The following is an 18,566-nucleotide window of genomic DNA, read 5'->3' as shown; positions in this document are numbered from 1 at the left end:
CCCGCCACTTCAAAACTATTGACAACCTGATGAATGCCTCCTTGGAAGAATTGGTTGCCGTGCCCGAAATTGGAGAACGCATTGCCGAGAGTGTGACAGATTTCTTCAGCCATGAAAAAAATCAGAAACTAATTGCCGATCTTCAGCAAGCCGGACTCCACTTCCAGATAGAAGAAACGGAAGAGGTAAGTGAAAGCCAAAAACTGACAGATCTTTCTTTCGTAATCAGTGGAGTATTTCATCAGTTTTCGCGAGACGAATTGAAGGAAAAGATTAAACGGAATGGCGGCAAAGTAGTCTCATCCATCAGCGCTAAGCTAGACTACCTTGTGGCCGGAGAAAACATGGGACCTGCCAAATTGGAAAAGGCCACTCAATTGGGCATTAAAATCATCTCAGAAGATGAATTCATTCAACTCATCAACAGCTAAATGTCAATACTAGGAAGGAAGATTCTGGGGCTTGTCAATAAGCCCAGAAAACGCGAGTACAAAGAGCCTATACCACCATACGAAAAGGCCACTAACATTGGCGTTCTCTATACCTATGAAGGCGAAAAGAAAGAAGAAAGCATAAACCAGCTGGTTGAAGAACTGGGTAAGCATAAGCACATTCAAGTGCTTTGTTTTGTGAACCAAAAGGAAGTACCATCTCTCAACCGTGCCACTCTGAAAATCGACCAGATTAGCAGTTGGGGCAAACTTAATTCTCCGGAAACCGAAAGCTTTTTAGACACTTCTTTCGACTATCTGCTACATCTCGATTTTGAATTGAACGAAATTGCTCAAACGCTGTTAAATCGAACAAAAGCCAAGTGCAGGGTTGGTTTTCACTCTGAAACGGCCACCAATTATTATGAATTGATGATTGGTATCAACAAAAGTGCCGGGACTGCTAATTTTGCAGAGCAAATGGTTAAATACATTAAGGCAATCAGGTAAATGGAAAAATTACATGGAACAGGAGTGGCACTTATAACGCCATTCACTCAAGAAGGGCTGGTAGATTATGATAGTCTTAAGCGAGTACTCGACTTCACCAGCGAGGGAGTTGACTATTACGTTGTTATGGGAACAACCGGTGAAGTAGCTACACTCACTAAAAGCGAGAAAAAAGCAATTCTAGCCTTCGTGCGAGAAAATAACACGAAGAAATTACCCATAGTATACGGCATTGGCGGCAACAATACCGCGGCCGTACTCGATGAAATAAACGATACAAACTTCGATGGAGTAGACGCTCTACTCTCAGTGAGTCCATACTACAACAAGCCTAGTCAGGCAGGTATTATTGCTCACTTCCAAAAAGTGGCCGATGCAAGCCCGGTTCCGGTAATACTTTATAATGTTCCGGGCAGAACAATGTCAAACATGCTGGCCGAAACTACGCTTGCTCTGGCCCAACATCCTAACATATTGGGTATAAAAGAGGCCTCAGGCAAGCTCGATCAGTGCCAAAGTATAGCCACCCAAAAGCCAGAAAACTTTCTACTTATTTCCGGAGACGACCTCATTACCACCGAAATTATGGAGATGGGCGGCTGTGGAGTTATCTCAGTTTTGGCCAATGGGTTTCCCATAGAATTCAGTCAGATAGCCCGATTGGCACTGAGTGGCGATTTTAAAAAGTCTAAGGAGATTTCTAACAGCTTTGAAGCTATAAACCCGCTAATGTATGTAGAGAGTAATCCGGTTGGGATAAAAGAGGTATTGAGACAAAAAGGGGTATGTAACAATCAGGTAAGACTACCCTTACTCCCTGCTACTGAAGAACTTAAGCAGAGGATAGCCGCGTTGCTCTAAACCAAAAATTGAGACAATAAAAAAGCCAATCAAGCAATTGATTGGCCTCTTTATATAAATACGGTTTCCGTATTAGCTATTCTTGATGTTTTGAACATCGATTCTGATTTCCTGAGCTAGGTTCTTAAGCTCTTGCATTCCTTTTCTAACTCTAGTACCAGCAGCCTGGTTACCTTTGTCATAGAATTTTGCGAAATCGTCCTCAAGTGAATCTACTAATGCTTTTACTTTGGCAAATTGACTCATATTTATCGTGTTTTAAGGTTGTTGATAATATTGTTTAATTCAGAGCAATATAAAGCAAAATACTCTATTCACAACAATAGAGGCACTTTTTTTTGAGTTTTACTCACCAAAGGCGAGGGCCAACTCTTCTTTTCTATACTCCCCTGATGTAAGTTTTCCTTTAATTGCTTCAAAGGCTGCGATGGTCTCCTCAACATCCTCCAAAGAGTGCGATGCCGTAGGTATAAGACGAAGTATGATCATACCCTTAGGTACCACCGGATAAATAACCACCGAACAGAAAATATTGAAGTTCTCTCTCAGGTCTTTGCTCAGTGCTGCAGCCTCTCCTACTGTACCGTTCAATACCACAGGAGTAACCGGAGATTCTGTTGTACCAATGCTAAAGCCTTTCTCTTTCAAGCCACTTTGCAGAGCGTTAACAATCGTCCAAAGCTTGTTCTTATGCTCCGGATTATCGCGCAACATAGAGAGCCTTTTAAGACCGCCAATGACAAAGGGCATTGGTAAAGACTTGGCAAAAATCTGAGATCTCATGTTATACTTAAGGAACTTAATGATCTCCTTGTCTCCAGCCACAAAGGCACCAATAGCCGCCATAGACTTGGCAAAAGTAGAGAAGTAAAGGTCTATTTCATCCTGACAACCCAAGTGCTCGCCTGAGCCGGCTCCGGTAGCCCCCATAGTTCCAAAACCATGTGCATCATCTACCAAAAGCCTAAAATTAAACTGACTCTTCAGCTCGGCAATTTCCTTTACCTTACCCAGGTTACCGGTCATTCCGAAAACCCCTTCAGTTATTACCAAAATACCTCCACCGGTTTCTTTGGTAATTTTTGTAGCCCTTTCCAACTGCTTGGCAAGGTTCTGAATATCGTTATGAGGGAAAACAAAACGTTTGCCCATATGAAGCCTCACTCCATCGATGATACAGGCATGAGACTCTGCATCATACACTATTACATCTTTACGATCTACCAGAGCATCTATAATAGATAAAACTCCTTGGTAGCCATAGTTAAGCAAGTAAGCCGACTCTTTCATTACAAACTCGGCCAATTCCTGCTCGAGTTGCTCATGATAACTGGTATTACCAGACATCATTCTGGCTCCCATCGGGTATGCCATTCCCCAGTCGGCAGCTGCCTGAGCATCAACCTCTCTTACTTCGGGGTGATTACCTAAACCCAGGTAATTGTTTAAACTCCAGGTCAATACTTCTTTTCCCATGAACTTCATTCTTGGAGCTATCTCTCCTTCTAGTTTTGGGAACATGAAATACCCTTCTGATACGTCTGAATGCTTGCCTAGTGGGCCTTGATTAGACAATAATTTTTCAAATAAATCCAACGCCTTAGTGCTTTAATAGTCGATTCTCACTTATTCAAAGAAGACGCAAAGGTAATACTATAATAACCATTTATCAAAAATAGAGACACATATAAAAGACTGATTGGTTCTCAAAACCAATATTATTAATTAGCATTGCAAGCGAGAATTTGAGCCTATGTCAGAAAGTAAAATTAAGAAGATCTTAGTGGCCAACCGAGGCGAGATTGCCATCCGTGTAATGAGAACTGCCCGCGAAATGGGCATCAAAACCGTGGCCATTTACAGCGATGCAGACGTTCATTCACCACACGTGCGCTATGCCGATGAAGCCGTAAACGTTGGGCCGGCTCCATCCAATCAGTCATACCTTAAGATGGATAGAATCATAGACATCTGCCTTGAATTAAACGTAGATGCTATTCACCCCGGCTATGGTTTCCTCTCTGAAAATGCCACATTTGCCAAAAAGGTGGCCGAAAAAGGCATTATTTTCATTGGCCCTTCTACACACGCTATAGAAGTAATGGGCGATAAACTTGCCGCAAAAAATGCTGTTAAAGCATACAACGTGCCCATGATTCCTGGGGTAAACCATGCCGTTACAGACTTGGCCGAAGCCCGAAAAATTGCTGAAGATATTGGATACCCCGTACTCATTAAGGCCAGTGCCGGAGGCGGAGGAAAAGGCATGCGTGTGGTAGAGCGGCCTGAGGATATTCAGGAGCAAATGCAGCGTGCCATGAGCGAAGCCGAATCGGCTTTCGGAGATAAATCTGTCTTTATTGAAAAGTACATCGGTTCACCTCGGCACATAGAAATTCAGGTGCTGGGCGATCAGCATGGCAACCTGGTATACCTTTTCGAAAGAGAATGCTCTATACAACGCAGACACCAAAAAGTAATTGAAGAAGCCCCTTCATCCGTGTTAACTCCCGAATTAAGAAAAGCTATGGGAGAAGCAGCCATTGGTGTGGCAAAAGCATGCGACTACTACGGTGCAGGAACGGTAGAGTTTATTGTAGATGAGAATCTCGACTTCTTCTTTCTGGAAATGAATACGCGTTTACAAGTAGAGCATCCTGTGACCGAAGAAATAACAGGCATTGATCTGGTAAAAGAGCAAATACGGATTGCCGAAGGACACCCGCTAAGCTTCAGCCAGGAAGACTTGAAGATTAAAGGACACTCCATTGAAGTACGGGTATATGCTGAAAATCCCAAAGAGAATTTTCTTCCCGAAACCGGCCGTCTTGAAACCTATAAGATACCCCAGGGGCCGGGAATCCGTGTAGATGATGGCTTTGAAGAAGGCATGGATATTCCGATCTATTACGACCCTATGATTGCCAAACTTGTGGCTACGGGTGAAAACCGGGAACAAGCCAGAATGAGAATGCTCAGAGCCATCAATGAATACGAAATCACAGGCATTAGCACCACGCTCGACTTCTGCTCCTTTGCCCTGAAGCACGGTGCCTTTATCAGCGGTGACTTCGATACAAAGTTTGTTCAAAATCACTTTAAACCGGAGTATCTTGATGCTCATAATGAAGAGGAAGAAACCATAGCGATTGCTCTGGCTGCCTATGCCCTTGAAGAAAAGAAAAAAGCTACCAACCGTGCCGATGCGAGCGGACAGTTGAGTAAATGGAAGTTGAGAGCAAAGCAATAGTATGGCGAAAATTCTACCCTTTAGGGCATGGAGATACAACAAGGAGCTATCTCGTACTATAGATGAGCTAACCTCTCCGCTGTTCGATGTGATTTCCGAAAAACAGCGAGACGCTCTATATGCTATACCTTACAACAGCATACACCTGAGCGTTCCATTGAACTCGGAAAGTCCGCTAGAAGCACGGCATACCATTACCCAGTGGAAAGAGAAAGGAATAATTGAGCAAGACCCAATTCCCGGAATTTATGTGTATTACCAGCATTTTGCCCTACCGGGAAGCGATAAAAATTACGTAAGAAAGGGGTTCGTTAGCTTCATAGAAGCCACTGATTGGGGAAAACCCGACTCCGTTATTTTAAGGCATGAAAACACCATCCCTCACTCGGTAGCCGATCGTGTAGAAGTATTGAAAGCAACAGAACTGAACGTTAGTCCTACTCACGGTCTATACTTCGATCCTGACTTTGAGCTGGAGCAATACATGGATGAAAGCCAGCTAAACCCTATTTATGAAACGGAAGACTACCAAGGGGTAAAAGATGTACTTTCAGTGATCCACGATCGAAACATTATTCAAAAGTTCATCGACAAACTAGGCCCTGAGAAAATCATTCTTGCCGATGGTCATCACCGCCTGGAGAGCTCCATACAGTACAGGCAGGAGATGGTAGAAAAACAAGGATCCGGAGGACATGAAGGCTTTAATTTTCACCTTATGTACCTCACCAATGGCGAGGCTGATGACCTTCGCATTCTGCCGACTCACCGACTCATAAACGGCATTAACGATTTTAGCCGAGAGGAGTTTATGAAGAAGCTGGAGCCTTATTTCTTCATTCGCCCTATAGAAAATCCGTATGACATTACGGAGATAATTCTGGGTAAGCAATGGGCTTTTGGTCTTCTTTTTAAAGATGAAACCTTTAAAGTACGACTGAAGCCTGAAGCACTGGATGCAATGGAGTGGAATTTTCCAGAGGTTGTAAAGCGGCTGGATCTTACCGTGATGCACTACTTCATCATAGAGAAAGCACTTGGTATAAAAGGCAAAGACCAGCGAAAATCCAGAAACATTTCTTTCGAAAGAAATTTCGCCACCTGCCTGAGCAAAACCATTCGCAACGAAGCCCAGTTTGCCATCATAACCAAAGAAATAAGCATGGACACGGTAAAGGAGGTATGTCATTCCGGTTATACATTACCTCAAAAATCGACATATTTTTACCCAAAAGTGATTTGTGGCTATTTATTCGGATCTATAAAGGATGATGAATTTACCCTACCGTTTAATCCTTGGGAGTAAATCTCCCAGAAGGCAGGAGCTACTAAAGAACCTGGGGCTTGACTTCGAAGTTCGGGTTAGGCCTGTTGACGAAACATTCCCTACTCATCTGGAAGCCACCCAAATGGCAGAGTTCATTGCCAGAAAGAAGGCCGAAGCTTTTGATGACCTACTAGCCTCAGAATTGGTTATTACTTCCGATACAGTTGTGATATGCGATGGCAGGGCGTTGGCTAAACCGGCCAACCGAGATGATGCCAAAACCATGCTGCAGGCTCTTTCCGGCAATAGTCACCAGGTAATCACAGCCGTATGTCTCAAAACCCAAAATAAAATCACCTCATTTTCAGAAAGTACATTGGTCTACTTCGATGCTCTCGAAGCCGCTGAAATAGACCATTACATAGACCTTTATAAGCCTTTCGATAAAGCAGGAGCCTATGGCATTCAGGAATGGATTGGCATGATTGGTATACATAAAATTGAGGGCGACTATTACAATGTGATGGGGCTGCCGCTTCATAGGCTATACAAAACGCTAAGGTCATTCACTTCGCAGGTCTAACCTTATCTGCAAAACTTTTGGTCATCCGTATTCAACAAAAAAGCACCCCTTTAGGAGTGCTTCTTAATTGATAATTATGAGTCTGTATTAATTAGTTCGTTGCAGGAGCAGCAGCCGGCTTTTTGGCTTGCATTTTTTCTACCAAATCCCCATCCTTCAATCGCTTAGACACTACAAAGAATGGCCCTGAAATAACCTCCTGACCTTCATCTAAACCGGATAGTATCTCAATATTGTCGAAGTCGCTAATGCCGGTTGTTACCTCTACCATTTTAGCCACGCCCCCTTCATTTACAAAAACAACTTCTTTGAGGTTGTCTTCACTGGCCAGTCGGTTAGAAGCCGGTGTAGCTGTTGTCTCATTATCATTTTCTCCGTTAGCTCCTTTGAGGTTAGGATTACGGGTAGTTACAGCCGCTAAGGGCACTGAAAGTACATTCTGCTTGGTTGTAGTGATAATCTCAACACTGGCTGTCATACCCGGACGGAAAGGTGAAGGACCATTAATTTCCGATAGCAGGTCGGTAAAACTCTCGTTGAGAATTCTTATTTCTACTTTGAACTCTGTAACCGCATCGGCCGAAGCTTTTGGATTAGCCGTGTTTGCAATTTGAGTGACTATACCCTTAAACTTTTTATCCATCTGAGAGTAAGAATCCACATCAATAATTGAGGTATCACCCACACTCACTCGAATAATGTCATTCTCGTTTACATCTACTTCAACCTGCATTTGGTTAAGGTCTGCCAGACGCATCATTTCTGTACCGGCCATTTGCTGAGTACCTACCACACGCTCTCCCTTCTCTACGTTGAGTTTAGAAATTGTACCACTGGCAGGAGCCGTAACCACAGTGAGCCTCACGTTTTCCTTAGCTTCATCAACTGTAGCTTGGCTCGATTTGATAATGTATTCGGCTGCCTTCACACTTTCTTCTGCCGCCTCCAGGTTATACTTGGCCGTGAGATAGTTAGACTGAGCCGTTTCAAAATCGGCATCTGAAATCACATTCTCTTTTCTCAATTGCTCTGCCCTTTTGAAAGCAAGTTCTGCCTGAGTGAGCTGTGCCTCGCTGCGGGCCTTGTTGGCCTTGGCAGAGGCTAGGTTGGCCAATTGCTGGTTAAGGTTGGCCTGAGCTCTATCTAAGGCTGACTGTAAGTTATCAGGTCTGATTTTAACCAGCACCATGCCCTCATTGACAAAGTCTCCTTCTTCTACATTCAATTCTATAATTTCCCCTGCAACATCGGGGCTTATGATAATTTCTGTTACTGGCTGAACCACGCCCGAAGCAGTAACTTTTTCTATAATGGTGTTACGGCTTACCTTTGCCATTTCTACAGACAAGGTTTTCGCACCACCAATAAAGCCTGCTTGCTTACCTACAATAGCAAATATCATAATGGCGGCTACTGCTATCAGTAGTATCCAGACAATTCGATTCGATCCTTTTTTCTTCTTAGCCATGTTGTTGTTCTTAATCTAAAGTGATTGGGTTACCCAAATAAAAGTCTAAAATTTTTGCACGGAATATGTATTCGTACTTGGCCCGAACAAGGTCAGTTCTGGCTGCAAATAAGTTGTTGTTGGCCACCTGATAGTCCACAAAATTGGCACTACCCGCATTGTACCGTTGCTCAGTGGCCCGGAATGATTCTTCGAGGGCCGCTACTCGCTTTTGAGAAGCTTCGTAAGACTTCAAAGCGGCCAAAGCCGTGTTATAAGCCGACTCAATGTTTTGTCTCAGTGTATTTTTCACCGTTTGGGCCTGAATTTCTGCACGCTGCTTATTAATCTCTGCACGCTGTAGGTTGGCAGTATTTCCATAACGGTTGAAGATAGGAATGCTCAGGTTTACCCGAACGGATTGCCCCAGGTTATCATTAAACTGGTCAGTAAACCTGTATGAATCAGAAAATACGGGCACGGTTTGCGTTCTTGGATTGGAAAAAACGGTCTCGTTGGTCCCTTGCACAAAGCCAATTTCCTGGGCAGGCACAACAACCTCTTGTGTACCGGTAAGCTGCCTTGCCTGATCGGAATAGTTGGTAGAAATACTACCGCTCAATGACAAGGTGGGCAGGAAAGCTCCTTTAGAAATTTTTACATCCATATCACTGCTCTGTATTCCCAGTTCGGCACTCTTTACATCGGGTTGATTGTCTAGTGCTATTTCATAAATCTTAGAAGGGTTGCTCATAGCCAGCCTAACTGATTCAATCTCCAGGGTTGGTGCCTCCAACTGAAGGTTTACCTCTGCTGGCATCTGCATAGCCTGCTTCAAATTAAGCATAGCCAGGTTCAAAGCGTTTTCGGCATTCACTACCTGAACTTCGTTAGAAGCCAACTGAGACTCTAAATCAAGCTGATTGGTAATGGGCAGAGAGCCTGCCTGCACCAATTTGGTCGTACGATCTAATTGTGCGGCTGTAGCCTCTCGCTGGTACCTTGCATTTTGCAGTTGTTCCTGATTGAGCAGTACGTTTAGAAAGTTAGTCGCCACCTGCAAGCCTATGTCGTTCTTAGCTTTTTCAAGGTCTAATCCGCTGGCTTCCAGATTCAGCTCATTTCTTTTAATGGTATTTCTAAGAGCTCCTCCGCTGTAGAGTACCACAGACGAACTAGCAGAGAGACCTCCGGTAGTGAAATCCTGACTCACAAAGGAGTTAGATACCGGATCAATACTTCTACCGAACGATTTACCCACGCTTCCGTTGGCACTTACGCTTGGCAACAGGGCAAATCTGGATTGCTTCAGGGCTATTTCATTGCCCAATTGGTTTAGTTGATTGCTTCTTACGCTCAGGTTGTTTTCCCAGGCGTAATTAATACACTCTTCCAGAGTGAAAGTTGTTTGACCTTCCTGACTTTGAGCCAAGTGAAAGCTCAGGAGCATTCCCAGCCCAAAAATTATTGTTTTTTTCAACTTCATGATTTGTATTTAAAAATCTATATCCGGAATAAATATGACCTCATTTATCCAGCTCAAATGTTTCAGAAAATCGATGGTTACCTGCGAGGGTTTAGAGTCCATTTCTATCACGTGACAGGCTCGGTCGTTCTTACCTTTTCGGTTAACCGCCATGGAGGCAATGTTGCAATCTTCATTGGCTAAAACTGTGGCAATAAAGGCAATAGCTCCTTTTTTATCGGCTGCCATTATAATCATTGTACTCAGGTTGGCATTGAACCCTACTCCAAAACCGTTTACACTGCCAATTTTTATCACCCCGCCACCACGGCTCTCACCCACCACCTCAATGGTGCGGTCTCCACTGGTAGCTACCACCTTAACCGTATTTGGGTGCATAACAGATGCATTGCCTACCGACTTAAATTTGTACTGAAAGCCAGCTTCTTTGGCCAGGTCGAGGGCGGTTTTAATCCGGTCATCGTCTGTTTTAAAATCCATTAGCCCGGCAATAATTGCACGGTCAGAGCCATGGCCTTCATAGGTTCTGGCAAAAGAATTGTAAAACGTTATGTCGGCAGTTTCAGGAGCCTTACCTAAAATCTTGCGGGCTACACGCCCTATTCTAACAACTCCAGCGGTGTGAGAACTGGAGGGGCCTATCATTACAGGACCAATCATATCAAACACACTACTTTGCTCTGCCATAGATCATCCAAATTATGTTTTCAATATTAGATAAATATGCCCTACTTGATTTTCGATTATGTTTGAAAGGTGAATACCCTCCATGAAAGCAATATTTAACTCCCGAATTATTGACACTTCCAAACCGCTGATTTTAACAAGCAATCGTGCATTTTGTTATGGAGACGGCCTATTCGAAACGATTGTTACAGGCCCGGACAGAATTGATTTAATTGATTGGCATTTGGAAAGGCTGTTGCGTGCCTCCACGGTCTACGGCATGAAGGCTCCTGAAGTGTTGACCCCCAACTATGTGCGCGACAGTATTGAGCAATTGTGCAAAGAGAACACTGTTAAAGGCGCCACACGAACCAAGCTCATAGTATGGAGAAATGAAGGCGGACTGTATGCCCCGGAGCAAAACAGCTGCGGCTTTCTGTTGGAGTGCACGCCCTCTCACAAACCATTTTTTGAAGGCCTGGGCACTATTGGCTTGAGCCAAACCATTACCACCCGGCATACCCTCTACTCCTTTGCCAAAAGAACAAATGCCATAGACTATGTACTGGCAGGAAAAGAAAGGGCAGAAAATGAATGGGATGAGATTGTGTTACTAAGTACCGAAGGACACCTGGCAGAAGCCAGCATGGCCAACTTGTTTTGGGTAACCAATGGTGAGCTATTTACTCCTTCTTTAGACACCGGCTGTATAGAAGGTATTATGCGAAGGGCTGTGCTTGAAAAAGCCGAAAAGGCCGGCATGGTAGTGAATGAGGTAAAAGCCAACCCTGAGGTACTCCCAACAGCACAATGTATTTTTACTACCAATGCATCGGGCATCAGGTATTATTCTCACTTTATGAATAGTACTCAAAGGAAAGAGAACCCTCTGGCTTTTTTAAAGCCAATACTTACACAGCTACTTCGGCCTTAATATGCGGATGCGGATCGTAACCTATTAGTTCAAAATCCTCATAGGTAAATGAAAACAGATCCTTCACTTCAGGATTCAGTTTCATTGTTGGCAGAGGCCTAAAGTCTCTTGTTAACTGTAACCTGGCCTGATCGAAGTGATTGGAATAGAGGTGAGCATCGCCAAAAGTGTGAACAAACTCGCCCGGCTCCAGATCACAAACCTGCGCTATCATTAACACGAGTAAGGCATAGGAGGCTATGTTGAAAGGAACCCCTAAAAAGACATCGGCCGACCGTTGGTAAAGCTGACAGCTGAGCTTACCATTGGCCACGTAGAATTGAAACATGGTATGACAGGGAGGCAGAGCCATATGATCTACATCGGCCACATTCCATGCACTTACAATATGCCTGCGCGAATTAGGGTTATTCTTAATACTTTCAACCACTTTGGTAATCTGGTCAATAGTACCTCCTTTGCCATCGGGCCAATGCCGCCATTGGTAGCCATAAACAGGCCCTAGGTCACCATTCTCATCTGCCCATTCATCCCATATTCGTACCCCATGATCTTTCAGGTACTTAATGTTCGTATCTCCTTTTAGAAACCAAAGCAATTCATGAATAATAGACCGCAGATGGAGTTTTTTAGTCGTTACCACCGGAAAGCCTTCGGACAAATCGAATCGCATCTGATACCCAAACACGCTTCGGGTACCAGTGCCGGTTCTATCGCCCTTGTCCACTCCATTCTCCAAAATATGTCTCAACAATTCGTGGTATTGCCTCATTTTCTGTAGGGTATTTTTAGATTTGAACTAGTGAACAAATTAACGGAAAATGTGGGTAAACCGAAGTCAGATCACAAGGAAAATGGCTGGGAAGTTTTTTTAACCACCTGCTTTTATCTTAACACCTCCAAAGCGCGCTGGCACTTATTCATTCTGTTGGCCATCACCCTGTTTTTTGGTACTAAACTCAATGACCTTCGGTTCAACTATAGCTTCAATAGTTTTTTCCCCGAGGGTGATGATGACCTTGCCTATTACAATGAGTTCATTGACGAGTTTGGGCAATTCAACGATTTTCTGTTTGTGGTGCTAAAAAACAAGGAAGGCCTCACCCAACCGTTCCTCGATAGCGTTGAGCTCCATAAACAAACCCTTGATCAGTGGCCCGAGGTAAAACGCATAGAAAGCCCCTTAGATCTGAAAGGCATACAAATTACTCCCTTTGGCACCAACACCTATCCATTGCTTCCCAAAATAAACCGTTTTACACCGTCTATTCTAGACTCTTTAGGAATGCTGGGCAACTACTTTGGTAGAGAAGATGGTTCGGTACTTTTATGGTTGGAACATGAAACCTTTGAGGCAAAGCCAGATGCCGATGCCTTTTACCTTCAACTGTCTGATCATTTTTCTTCTGCCGGACTGGAAGACTTCGTCATCTCCGGAAAAATTCAAATGCAATACGATTTTACCTTAAAGTTGGAAAAGGAGCTATCGCGTCTTTTGGGTTTAGGGCTATTGGTTATTGTACTGATTCTCTTTCTGTTATTCAGAAGCTGGAAAGGACTGATACTTCCACTCGTTGTTTTGCTCATCACACTGATCTGGACCATGGGGCTAATGGCCTGGCTAAACAAACCTATTGATGTGATGGTGGTGATGATTCCGCCCATTTTATTGGTTGTGGCTCTTTCGGATGTCATTCATTTCGTTCATAAATATGACGAGTTAAAGTTACAGGCTCTACCCAAGCAAGAGGCCATACGATTGGCTGTAAAAACCATTGGAAAGGCTACTTTTTTAACTTCCGCTACCACCGCAACGGGCTTTCTTGGCCTGCTCTTTTTACCCATAACTCCCATCAAGGAGTTTGGCTTACTTACGGCTGCGGGTGTGCTACTGGCTTTTGTGGTTACATTCCTTAGTCTTCCGGCCCTCCTTTATTTTTATCCGTCTACCGTTCAAAACACATCGGCATTTGGTTTTTCGTGGGAACGCACACTTTACAACCTTCACGGGCAAATTCTAAAACGGCCCCGGTTTATTGTTGCCGGCACGCTCCTGCTCTGCCTTGCTTCGGTTTGGGGCATTTCTAAACTTGAGCTCTCTACCAGCCTGATTGTGGGGCTGCAACGCAACGAGCCGGAACTGGAAAAAGTAGCCTATTTCGACAAAAACTATGATGGTTACAAACCTTTTGAACTGGGTATAAAGCTCTCCGACAATGCTGATCTTTTTTCACCAGAAGTAGTGGAAAAGATGGGGCGCATTGAAAACTATCTGCAACAAAAATATGGAGTGGCTCATGTGCAATCTCCTCTTTCGCTTATTCGCGAAATAAATGCAGGACTCTACGGTGGAGCTCGTAAGTATGCCACCCTGCCACAAACCGATGATCTGGATAAGGTAAGGCGTTATTACTACTCCCCTCGACTGCGCACCTTACGAAATAACGTACAGTCAATTAACGGAAAAATGATTCGCATGCTAGGAAGAACCAAAGATCTTGGAAGCGCTCATTACCACCCTCTAAACGACAGCCTAAATGTGTTTTTAGCTTCTCAAATAAACGGGAATGGGCTCGAGGCCAAACTTACCGGAGCCTCATACCTTATTGACAAAACGGATAGTTACGTTGTACGCTCGCTGATTAAAGGTTTAGGCTTTGCCTTACTCTGTATTGGTATATTTGTGCTCCTGGCCTTCCGAAGCTGGTTGTTGGCATTCATAGCTCTAATACCTAATGTACTTCCCATTTGCCTGCTGTTTGGTAGTATGGGGCTGCTGGCCATAGACCTGAATATTTCAACTGCCATAATTTTTACCGTGGCCCTTGGCATAGCCGTAGACGACAGCATACATTTTATAGCACGTTTTCAACAAGAAAGACAAGGCTCAGAGCAATCACAGGCGGTTAAAAACACCTTTGTAAAAACGGGTAAGAGCATTGTGGTTACGTCAATAGTTATTGCCCTGGGTTTTGCCGTCTTTCTGGCCTCAGGCTTTTCTGCCGCATTTTATCTGGGCTTTTTCATAGTGCTTGCGGCTCTATTGGCCGTACTATTCGACCTCACCATTTTGCCAATTATACTCAGGCGCATTGGCCGCAAAAAACTATAGCTTGTCCAAATCGACAATGTCGGACTTCTTGATCCATTTTTTGTAACCGAACATAAGGTTGAGACCAAATCGGATGTCGGCCTTACTGTATTGTTCCGGCCTGTTAGTAACCAGAGCGTTATCCATAGCCAGGTATAGCTGAACCGGTCCAATGTTGGTACCCAAATTGGCTCCAAAATTATATTCATTATTGGCTCCTCTATAGCTTCCTAAAATACCCACCACAAACTTGTCGAACTTGTGATTGAAAGAAACGGCATAGTTGGGCCGCATACCAGACAGTGCATCGCGCTTGAAATAGGTTATGGAGAATCGATCGTTGGGAGTCAGGTAAGCAGAGGCTGTCAGATAAACACGCTTAGCCATAGTTGTTTCAAAGGGTTCTCTGGTTTCGTTAGAGGTAAACTTATTTACTATACTATCCTGAATGGCCTGTTCCGGATCTTCCATATCGCGTAAATCAATTCCCGAGAAAGTAAATGAGGCATCCTCTGTATTATAATTCTTGGCCTGTTCTGTCCACTTAATTTTTCCGATGTCGTTTACGGCCGCTTCTACCTCCAGCCATTTCAGCGGCTGGTAACGCACGCCAAAGTCGAAGGCCACGGTTTGGTTGCCATTAGACATGAGATACTGCATTCTTTCACTATCAGAGTAGTCATCAGAATCTCCGAACATATCGAACCCTGCTGTATTAACCGTTCCATTCTGTACTTCTACGTGCCAGCTATAGTCGGTTTCATCGGTAGTAAGGGTTAGGGTGGCATTCTCTTGTATTGAGCCATGAAACATTCCGGTTACCATTTTTATTCGGCCACCAACTGTTAGCTTATCGTCCAGAAAGCGTCTGGCATAGCCAATACCCACTTCATGGTATCCATCAATACGAGCCCGGCTACCTGAAAAGTCCAAAGCACCTCCTATTCTTGTTGAGTTACCATTGGCCAAAAATTCAATTAAATCTTTGTTGTAAATAAGATCCACATTGGCCCTTATGTTGGCAAACACAGAAAAACCGCCTTGCTTTGTTTTAAACGCAAGGTGCATCAAATTAATATCGGTCTGCACATTCACGTGGTTGGTGGTAAGTGCTACACCATTCATAACATCGAAGTTGACGGTGAAATCACTTTGTCCGGGGGCCTTATACAAAAGCTCTTCCAGGCGCAGATCTCCCTGAACGGTAACTCCCAAATTGGCGGGAAGCCCAAAAGTGAAACTATTGTTGGGGATAAAGGCAGGTTGAAAATTACTGCTTTGTGGCACTATATCGCGCAATTGATAGAAGGACAAAAAACCTTGAGCCGAAACCTGAACGGCAACCAAAAGAGCAATAAGGGTTAGAGTGAGCTTCTTCATCTTAGTTACCGTTAGTGTTTAGTTCTACATCCAGTTGACCAGCAATGGTAAACTTTAACTGATAATCATCGAAAAACTTCACATTGGCCCCTTGCCCAACCTCGGTAGTCGAAAGCTTAACTACCAGATTGATCCGTGTGGCTTCTTTAATGGCCTGAATATCTTCGCTTTCCATTTCGATATCGGCAATGGTGCGTACGGATGAGGTTGTTCTGCCGTTTGTTCCAAGCGGAGCGGCTTCAAAAACAGGTTGCTCATCAATAGTGTAGACTATTCCTCCCTGATCGTTCAGAAACTGGATCTCTACCAGTCCTCCCATGGGCAGTTCATTGTCTGCAATGAGCCTCAGCAGTAAGCGTTTGGCCTTATCTATATCTTCAGGGCTGGTAAATGGCATGCTCTCTTCCGCTCTAAGCTCATCAAGGCTCAAGTGAAGCGGAATTTCAATATCTACCCCTACATTCAACACACTTTGATCGTTTACAAAGTTGTATTGGAAGGGTATGCCGTTGGGGTTCGATGCGGCCTGAACGTCTACAATTACTCGTTTGGGGCGCGCATTTAGCAGCTCATCGATGTTTGAGTTTTCAGGTGTCAGATCTATTTGTGTGGTTCTTGTGGCTCCTTCATTTGCCAAAGAAGGTCTGGCTACCACATTCAGTTGGTTAATTACATCGCCACTCAGATTAATGATTTGACCGGTTTTGGTAATGGCTGCAATCTGTTGAAAATCTACCCCCAGCGGGAAGCCAAAACTATTGTCGAATACAAAAGACACCCGCGGATCGGCAAACTGAATGGTACCATCGCCAAACTGATCGAAGAAATCGAAACTCACAATCTCAAAGCTCACTTCGAGCTCCTGAGAGTCGATGAAACCATATACCCGTTCAAAGCTGGTGTTGGTCATGCCCACGTTAAACTCAATACGATCGGCAGCGGCAATGGAACTGGAAGGGGTTACTTCAATGTCGTATGTCAGGTTAACCAAAAATTTATTGGAAGTAGTATTGCCATCTTTGTCGCGATGAAAGTAGCCTGCATAGTTGGCCAGACTTTCGGTATCGGTAAAAGTATTATTGGATGCGGTGAGCCTGCCGCTCATAACCAGCGGAGTTCCATTACTTTCTAAGGACTGAAAGGTAGCCTCAAAATCTATATTAGCGTTAAAGTCGGACTCTACCGTAAACTCAAAAAGTCCACCCTTAAAAAATATACTGTCGTAAGCCTCATTGCCTCTCTGACTCAAATCAAACTCGTAGGTTTCAGAAATGGTTATGGTGGTTGTGGCCGGTGGATTACTAATGCTTGTTCCGGCCGGAAGAGACGAGCCAAAGGTCTGATCTTGTACCTGCAAAAACTCTTCGGCACTTTGCGACTGTAACTGCTCGGAATAGACTATGGTAACCACATTTTCAGCATTGGTGGTTACTCCTGCTGTAGCATCGTTCAGTTCCTCAAATAAATCGCTTACCGTATAGTTTAGTTCGCCAAACACAACAGCAATGGAGGGGTCGAACACGATATCGCCAAATTCGGCATCTTCAAAATACTGCACATTGCAGGCGAGCATAAATGCAGCCAGAGCAGCAAAGCAAACAGTCAATAATTTCTTCATACCACGGGTTGATTATTTCTCAGGCATTACAACCCACAGTACCAGATAGACAATTACTCCGGGAAAAGCAGCGCTAAAAATTGAGATCAGAACATAGGCCAGTCGGGTCATGGAGACCTCCCAACCTAAATACTCTGCCAACCCTGCACAAACTTCTGCAATAATCTTCTTGTCTTGAGAACGGTATAATTTGTTGTTGCCAGCCATAAAAATAGTATTAGCCAACAATTTAAGGAGTTATATCATAAATTCCGATTAAGGGAAAGTGATCGGAATAATAAACATCATTGACGGTTTTGAGCTCCAACGCTTTTATGCCCTGGGAATAGAATTGATTATCGATTCGAAGAAAAGGGAGTTTTCCGTTGTAAGTAACTCCCATGCCCCTACCGGCTTCTTCAAAAGCATTTTTATACTTTTTCTTAAACTGAAAGTAATTGTAGCTAAAGGGCACATCATTGAAGTCTCCGGCAAAAATATGTTTTCGAGGTCCTGAAGCTGCATGAGCTAGCAATTCTTTGATCTGACGTGTTCGTCTGGCCGAAGCCGTAATAAATCGGTTTTTCACGTTTTCATATTCCAGCTTAATGCCTTCAGGGTTCTGAATTTTATCGGGATTAATACCCATAGACTCCAGATGAACACTATAGACCCTGAGGGTGTCTTTTCCAATTTTAATATCGGCAAACCGTGCATTATTCAACTCGTCTAAAGGAAAAACCAACCCTTCGTTAATAATGGGGTACCTGGAATAGATAGCTACATGAAACTGGTCTTTGTGCAACGAGGCGCGATATCCTTTTTGGGCAATTCGAGGGGATATATTTTTGAGTGGGTAGAACTCCTGAAAACACATAATGTCTACATCCACTTTATCCATCCAGTCGATTACCTCCTCATAGTTATCCTTTTTCGCGTCTACAAACCATTTCACATTGTAGTTCATTATTGAAACAGATTTTGACGTAGACTCTTCCCTTCCTCCAAAACTAAAACTCACCTGCAGAAAAGGGTAGCCAACTATGAGTAGTACCAGGGCTAT

Annotated in this window: 18 protein-coding genes; 8 read left to right on the top strand and 10 right to left on the bottom strand. The window is 43.8% G+C overall.

Features of this window, described 5'->3' with window-relative positions; translation table 11 throughout:
• From B3763_RS07375 to dapA, 3 genes are all read left to right on the top strand, one after another.
• The coding region (locus tag B3763_RS07375; protein WP_286745278.1) for a BRCT domain-containing protein at window positions 1-431 on the top strand (431 nt) is incomplete at its 5' end.
• On the top strand, window positions 432-941 hold the full coding sequence (locus B3763_RS07370; protein WP_286745275.1) for a DUF6913 domain-containing protein: 510 nt from the start codon (window positions 432-434) through the stop codon (window positions 939-941).
• Window positions 942-1,802, top strand: a complete 861-nt coding sequence (gene dapA / locus B3763_RS07365) for a 4-hydroxy-tetrahydrodipicolinate synthase (RefSeq protein WP_189630604.1) — start codon at window positions 942-944, stop codon at window positions 1,800-1,802.
• 72 nt (window positions 1,803-1,874) lie between these two features.
• Here the strand turns inward: dapA and B3763_RS07360 are convergent, their stop codons facing one another.
• A complete protein-coding gene (locus B3763_RS07360; protein ID WP_189630603.1) occupies window positions 1,875-2,048 on the bottom strand; it encodes a histone H1 in 174 nt (57 codons plus the stop codon).
• A 99-nt stretch (window positions 2,049-2,147) separates the two neighbouring features.
• Entirely contained in the window at window positions 2,148-3,398 is a 1,251-nt protein-coding gene (locus B3763_RS07355; RefSeq protein ID WP_286745271.1) for an aminotransferase class I/II-fold pyridoxal phosphate-dependent enzyme, read from the bottom strand.
• A gap of 157 nt (window positions 3,399-3,555) precedes the next feature.
• Between B3763_RS07355 and B3763_RS07350 the strand changes: the two genes are divergently transcribed.
• From B3763_RS07350 to B3763_RS07340, 3 genes are read left to right on the top strand one after another with little or no spacing between them, the layout of a single operon-like run.
• A complete protein-coding gene (locus B3763_RS07350; RefSeq protein WP_286745269.1) occupies window positions 3,556-5,052 on the top strand; it encodes an acetyl-CoA carboxylase biotin carboxylase subunit in 1,497 nt (498 codons plus the stop codon).
• A 1-nt stretch (window position 5,053) separates the two neighbouring features.
• Window positions 5,054-6,358, top strand: a complete 1,305-nt coding sequence (locus B3763_RS07345; RefSeq protein ID WP_286745266.1) for a DUF1015 domain-containing protein — start codon at window positions 5,054-5,056, stop codon at window positions 6,356-6,358.
• Window positions 6,321-6,902 (top strand): Maf family nucleotide pyrophosphatase, encoded by a 582-nt coding sequence (locus tag B3763_RS07340; protein ID WP_286745262.1) that lies wholly within the window; start codon window positions 6,321-6,323, stop codon window positions 6,900-6,902. The genes B3763_RS07345 and B3763_RS07340 overlap by 38 nt, the downstream gene beginning before the upstream one ends.
• Window positions 6,903-6,993: 91 nt before the next feature.
• Here B3763_RS07340 and B3763_RS07335 read toward each other — a convergent pair whose 3' ends face one another.
• From B3763_RS07335 to sdaAB, 3 genes are read right to left on the bottom strand one after another with little or no spacing between them, the layout of a single operon-like run.
• The gene (locus B3763_RS07335) at window positions 6,994-8,370 is read right to left on the bottom strand and encodes an efflux RND transporter periplasmic adaptor subunit (protein WP_189630598.1); all 1,377 of its coding nucleotides are present in this window, start codon (window positions 8,368-8,370) and stop codon (window positions 6,994-6,996) included.
• A gap of 10 nt (window positions 8,371-8,380) precedes the next feature.
• On the bottom strand, window positions 8,381-9,835 hold the full coding sequence (locus tag B3763_RS07330) for a TolC family protein (protein ID WP_189630597.1): 1,455 nt from the start codon (window positions 9,833-9,835) through the stop codon (window positions 8,381-8,383).
• A 9-nt stretch (window positions 9,836-9,844) separates the two neighbouring features.
• Window positions 9,845-10,522, bottom strand: a complete 678-nt coding sequence (gene sdaAB, locus B3763_RS07325; RefSeq protein WP_189630596.1) for an L-serine ammonia-lyase, iron-sulfur-dependent subunit beta — start codon at window positions 10,520-10,522, stop codon at window positions 9,845-9,847.
• 82 nt (window positions 10,523-10,604) lie between these two features.
• On the opposite strand from sdaAB, the gene B3763_RS07320 reads away from it, so the two are divergent.
• Entirely contained in the window at window positions 10,605-11,435 is an 831-nt protein-coding gene (locus B3763_RS07320) for an aminotransferase class IV (protein WP_286745257.1), read from the top strand.
• Here B3763_RS07320 and B3763_RS07315 read toward each other — a convergent pair.
• Window positions 11,413-12,207, bottom strand: coding sequence for a thymidylate synthase (locus tag B3763_RS07315; protein ID WP_189630594.1), 795 nt, complete (start codon window positions 12,205-12,207; stop codon window positions 11,413-11,415). The genes B3763_RS07320 and B3763_RS07315 overlap by 23 nt on opposite strands.
• A gap of 30 nt (window positions 12,208-12,237) precedes the next feature.
• Here B3763_RS07315 and B3763_RS07310 point away from each other — a divergent pair, with 30 nt between their 5' ends.
• Window positions 12,238-14,547, top strand: coding sequence for an efflux RND transporter permease subunit (locus B3763_RS07310; protein WP_286745253.1), 2,310 nt, complete (start codon window positions 12,238-12,240; stop codon window positions 14,545-14,547).
• Here B3763_RS07310 and B3763_RS07305 read toward each other — a convergent pair.
• The 4 genes from B3763_RS07305 to B3763_RS07290 form a co-directional block, all read right to left on the bottom strand.
• Entirely contained in the window at window positions 14,542-15,906 is a 1,365-nt protein-coding gene (locus B3763_RS07305) for a DUF5723 family protein (RefSeq protein ID WP_286745250.1), read from the bottom strand. The genes B3763_RS07310 and B3763_RS07305 overlap by 6 nt on opposite strands.
• Window position 15,907: 1 nt before the next feature.
• Complete coding sequence (locus B3763_RS07300; RefSeq protein WP_189630591.1) at window positions 15,908-17,524, bottom strand: hypothetical protein; 1,617 nt, start codon at window positions 17,522-17,524, stop codon at window positions 15,908-15,910.
• A gap of 12 nt (window positions 17,525-17,536) precedes the next feature.
• The gene (locus B3763_RS07295; protein WP_286745245.1) at window positions 17,537-17,731 is read right to left on the bottom strand and encodes a PspC domain-containing protein; all 195 of its coding nucleotides are present in this window, start codon (window positions 17,729-17,731) and stop codon (window positions 17,537-17,539) included.
• A gap of 22 nt (window positions 17,732-17,753) precedes the next feature.
• Window positions 17,754-18,566 (bottom strand): endonuclease/exonuclease/phosphatase family protein (locus B3763_RS07290; RefSeq protein ID WP_286745242.1); only part of this gene is annotated, 813 nt, incomplete at its 5' end.

The organism is Roseivirga sp. UBA1976, assembly GCF_002336325.1.
Lineage (GTDB): Bacteria > Bacteroidota > Bacteroidia > Cytophagales > Cyclobacteriaceae > Roseivirga > Roseivirga thermotolerans.
Note: the sequence above shows the minus strand (reverse complement) of the source record. Positions and strands in the feature narration are given on the sequence as shown.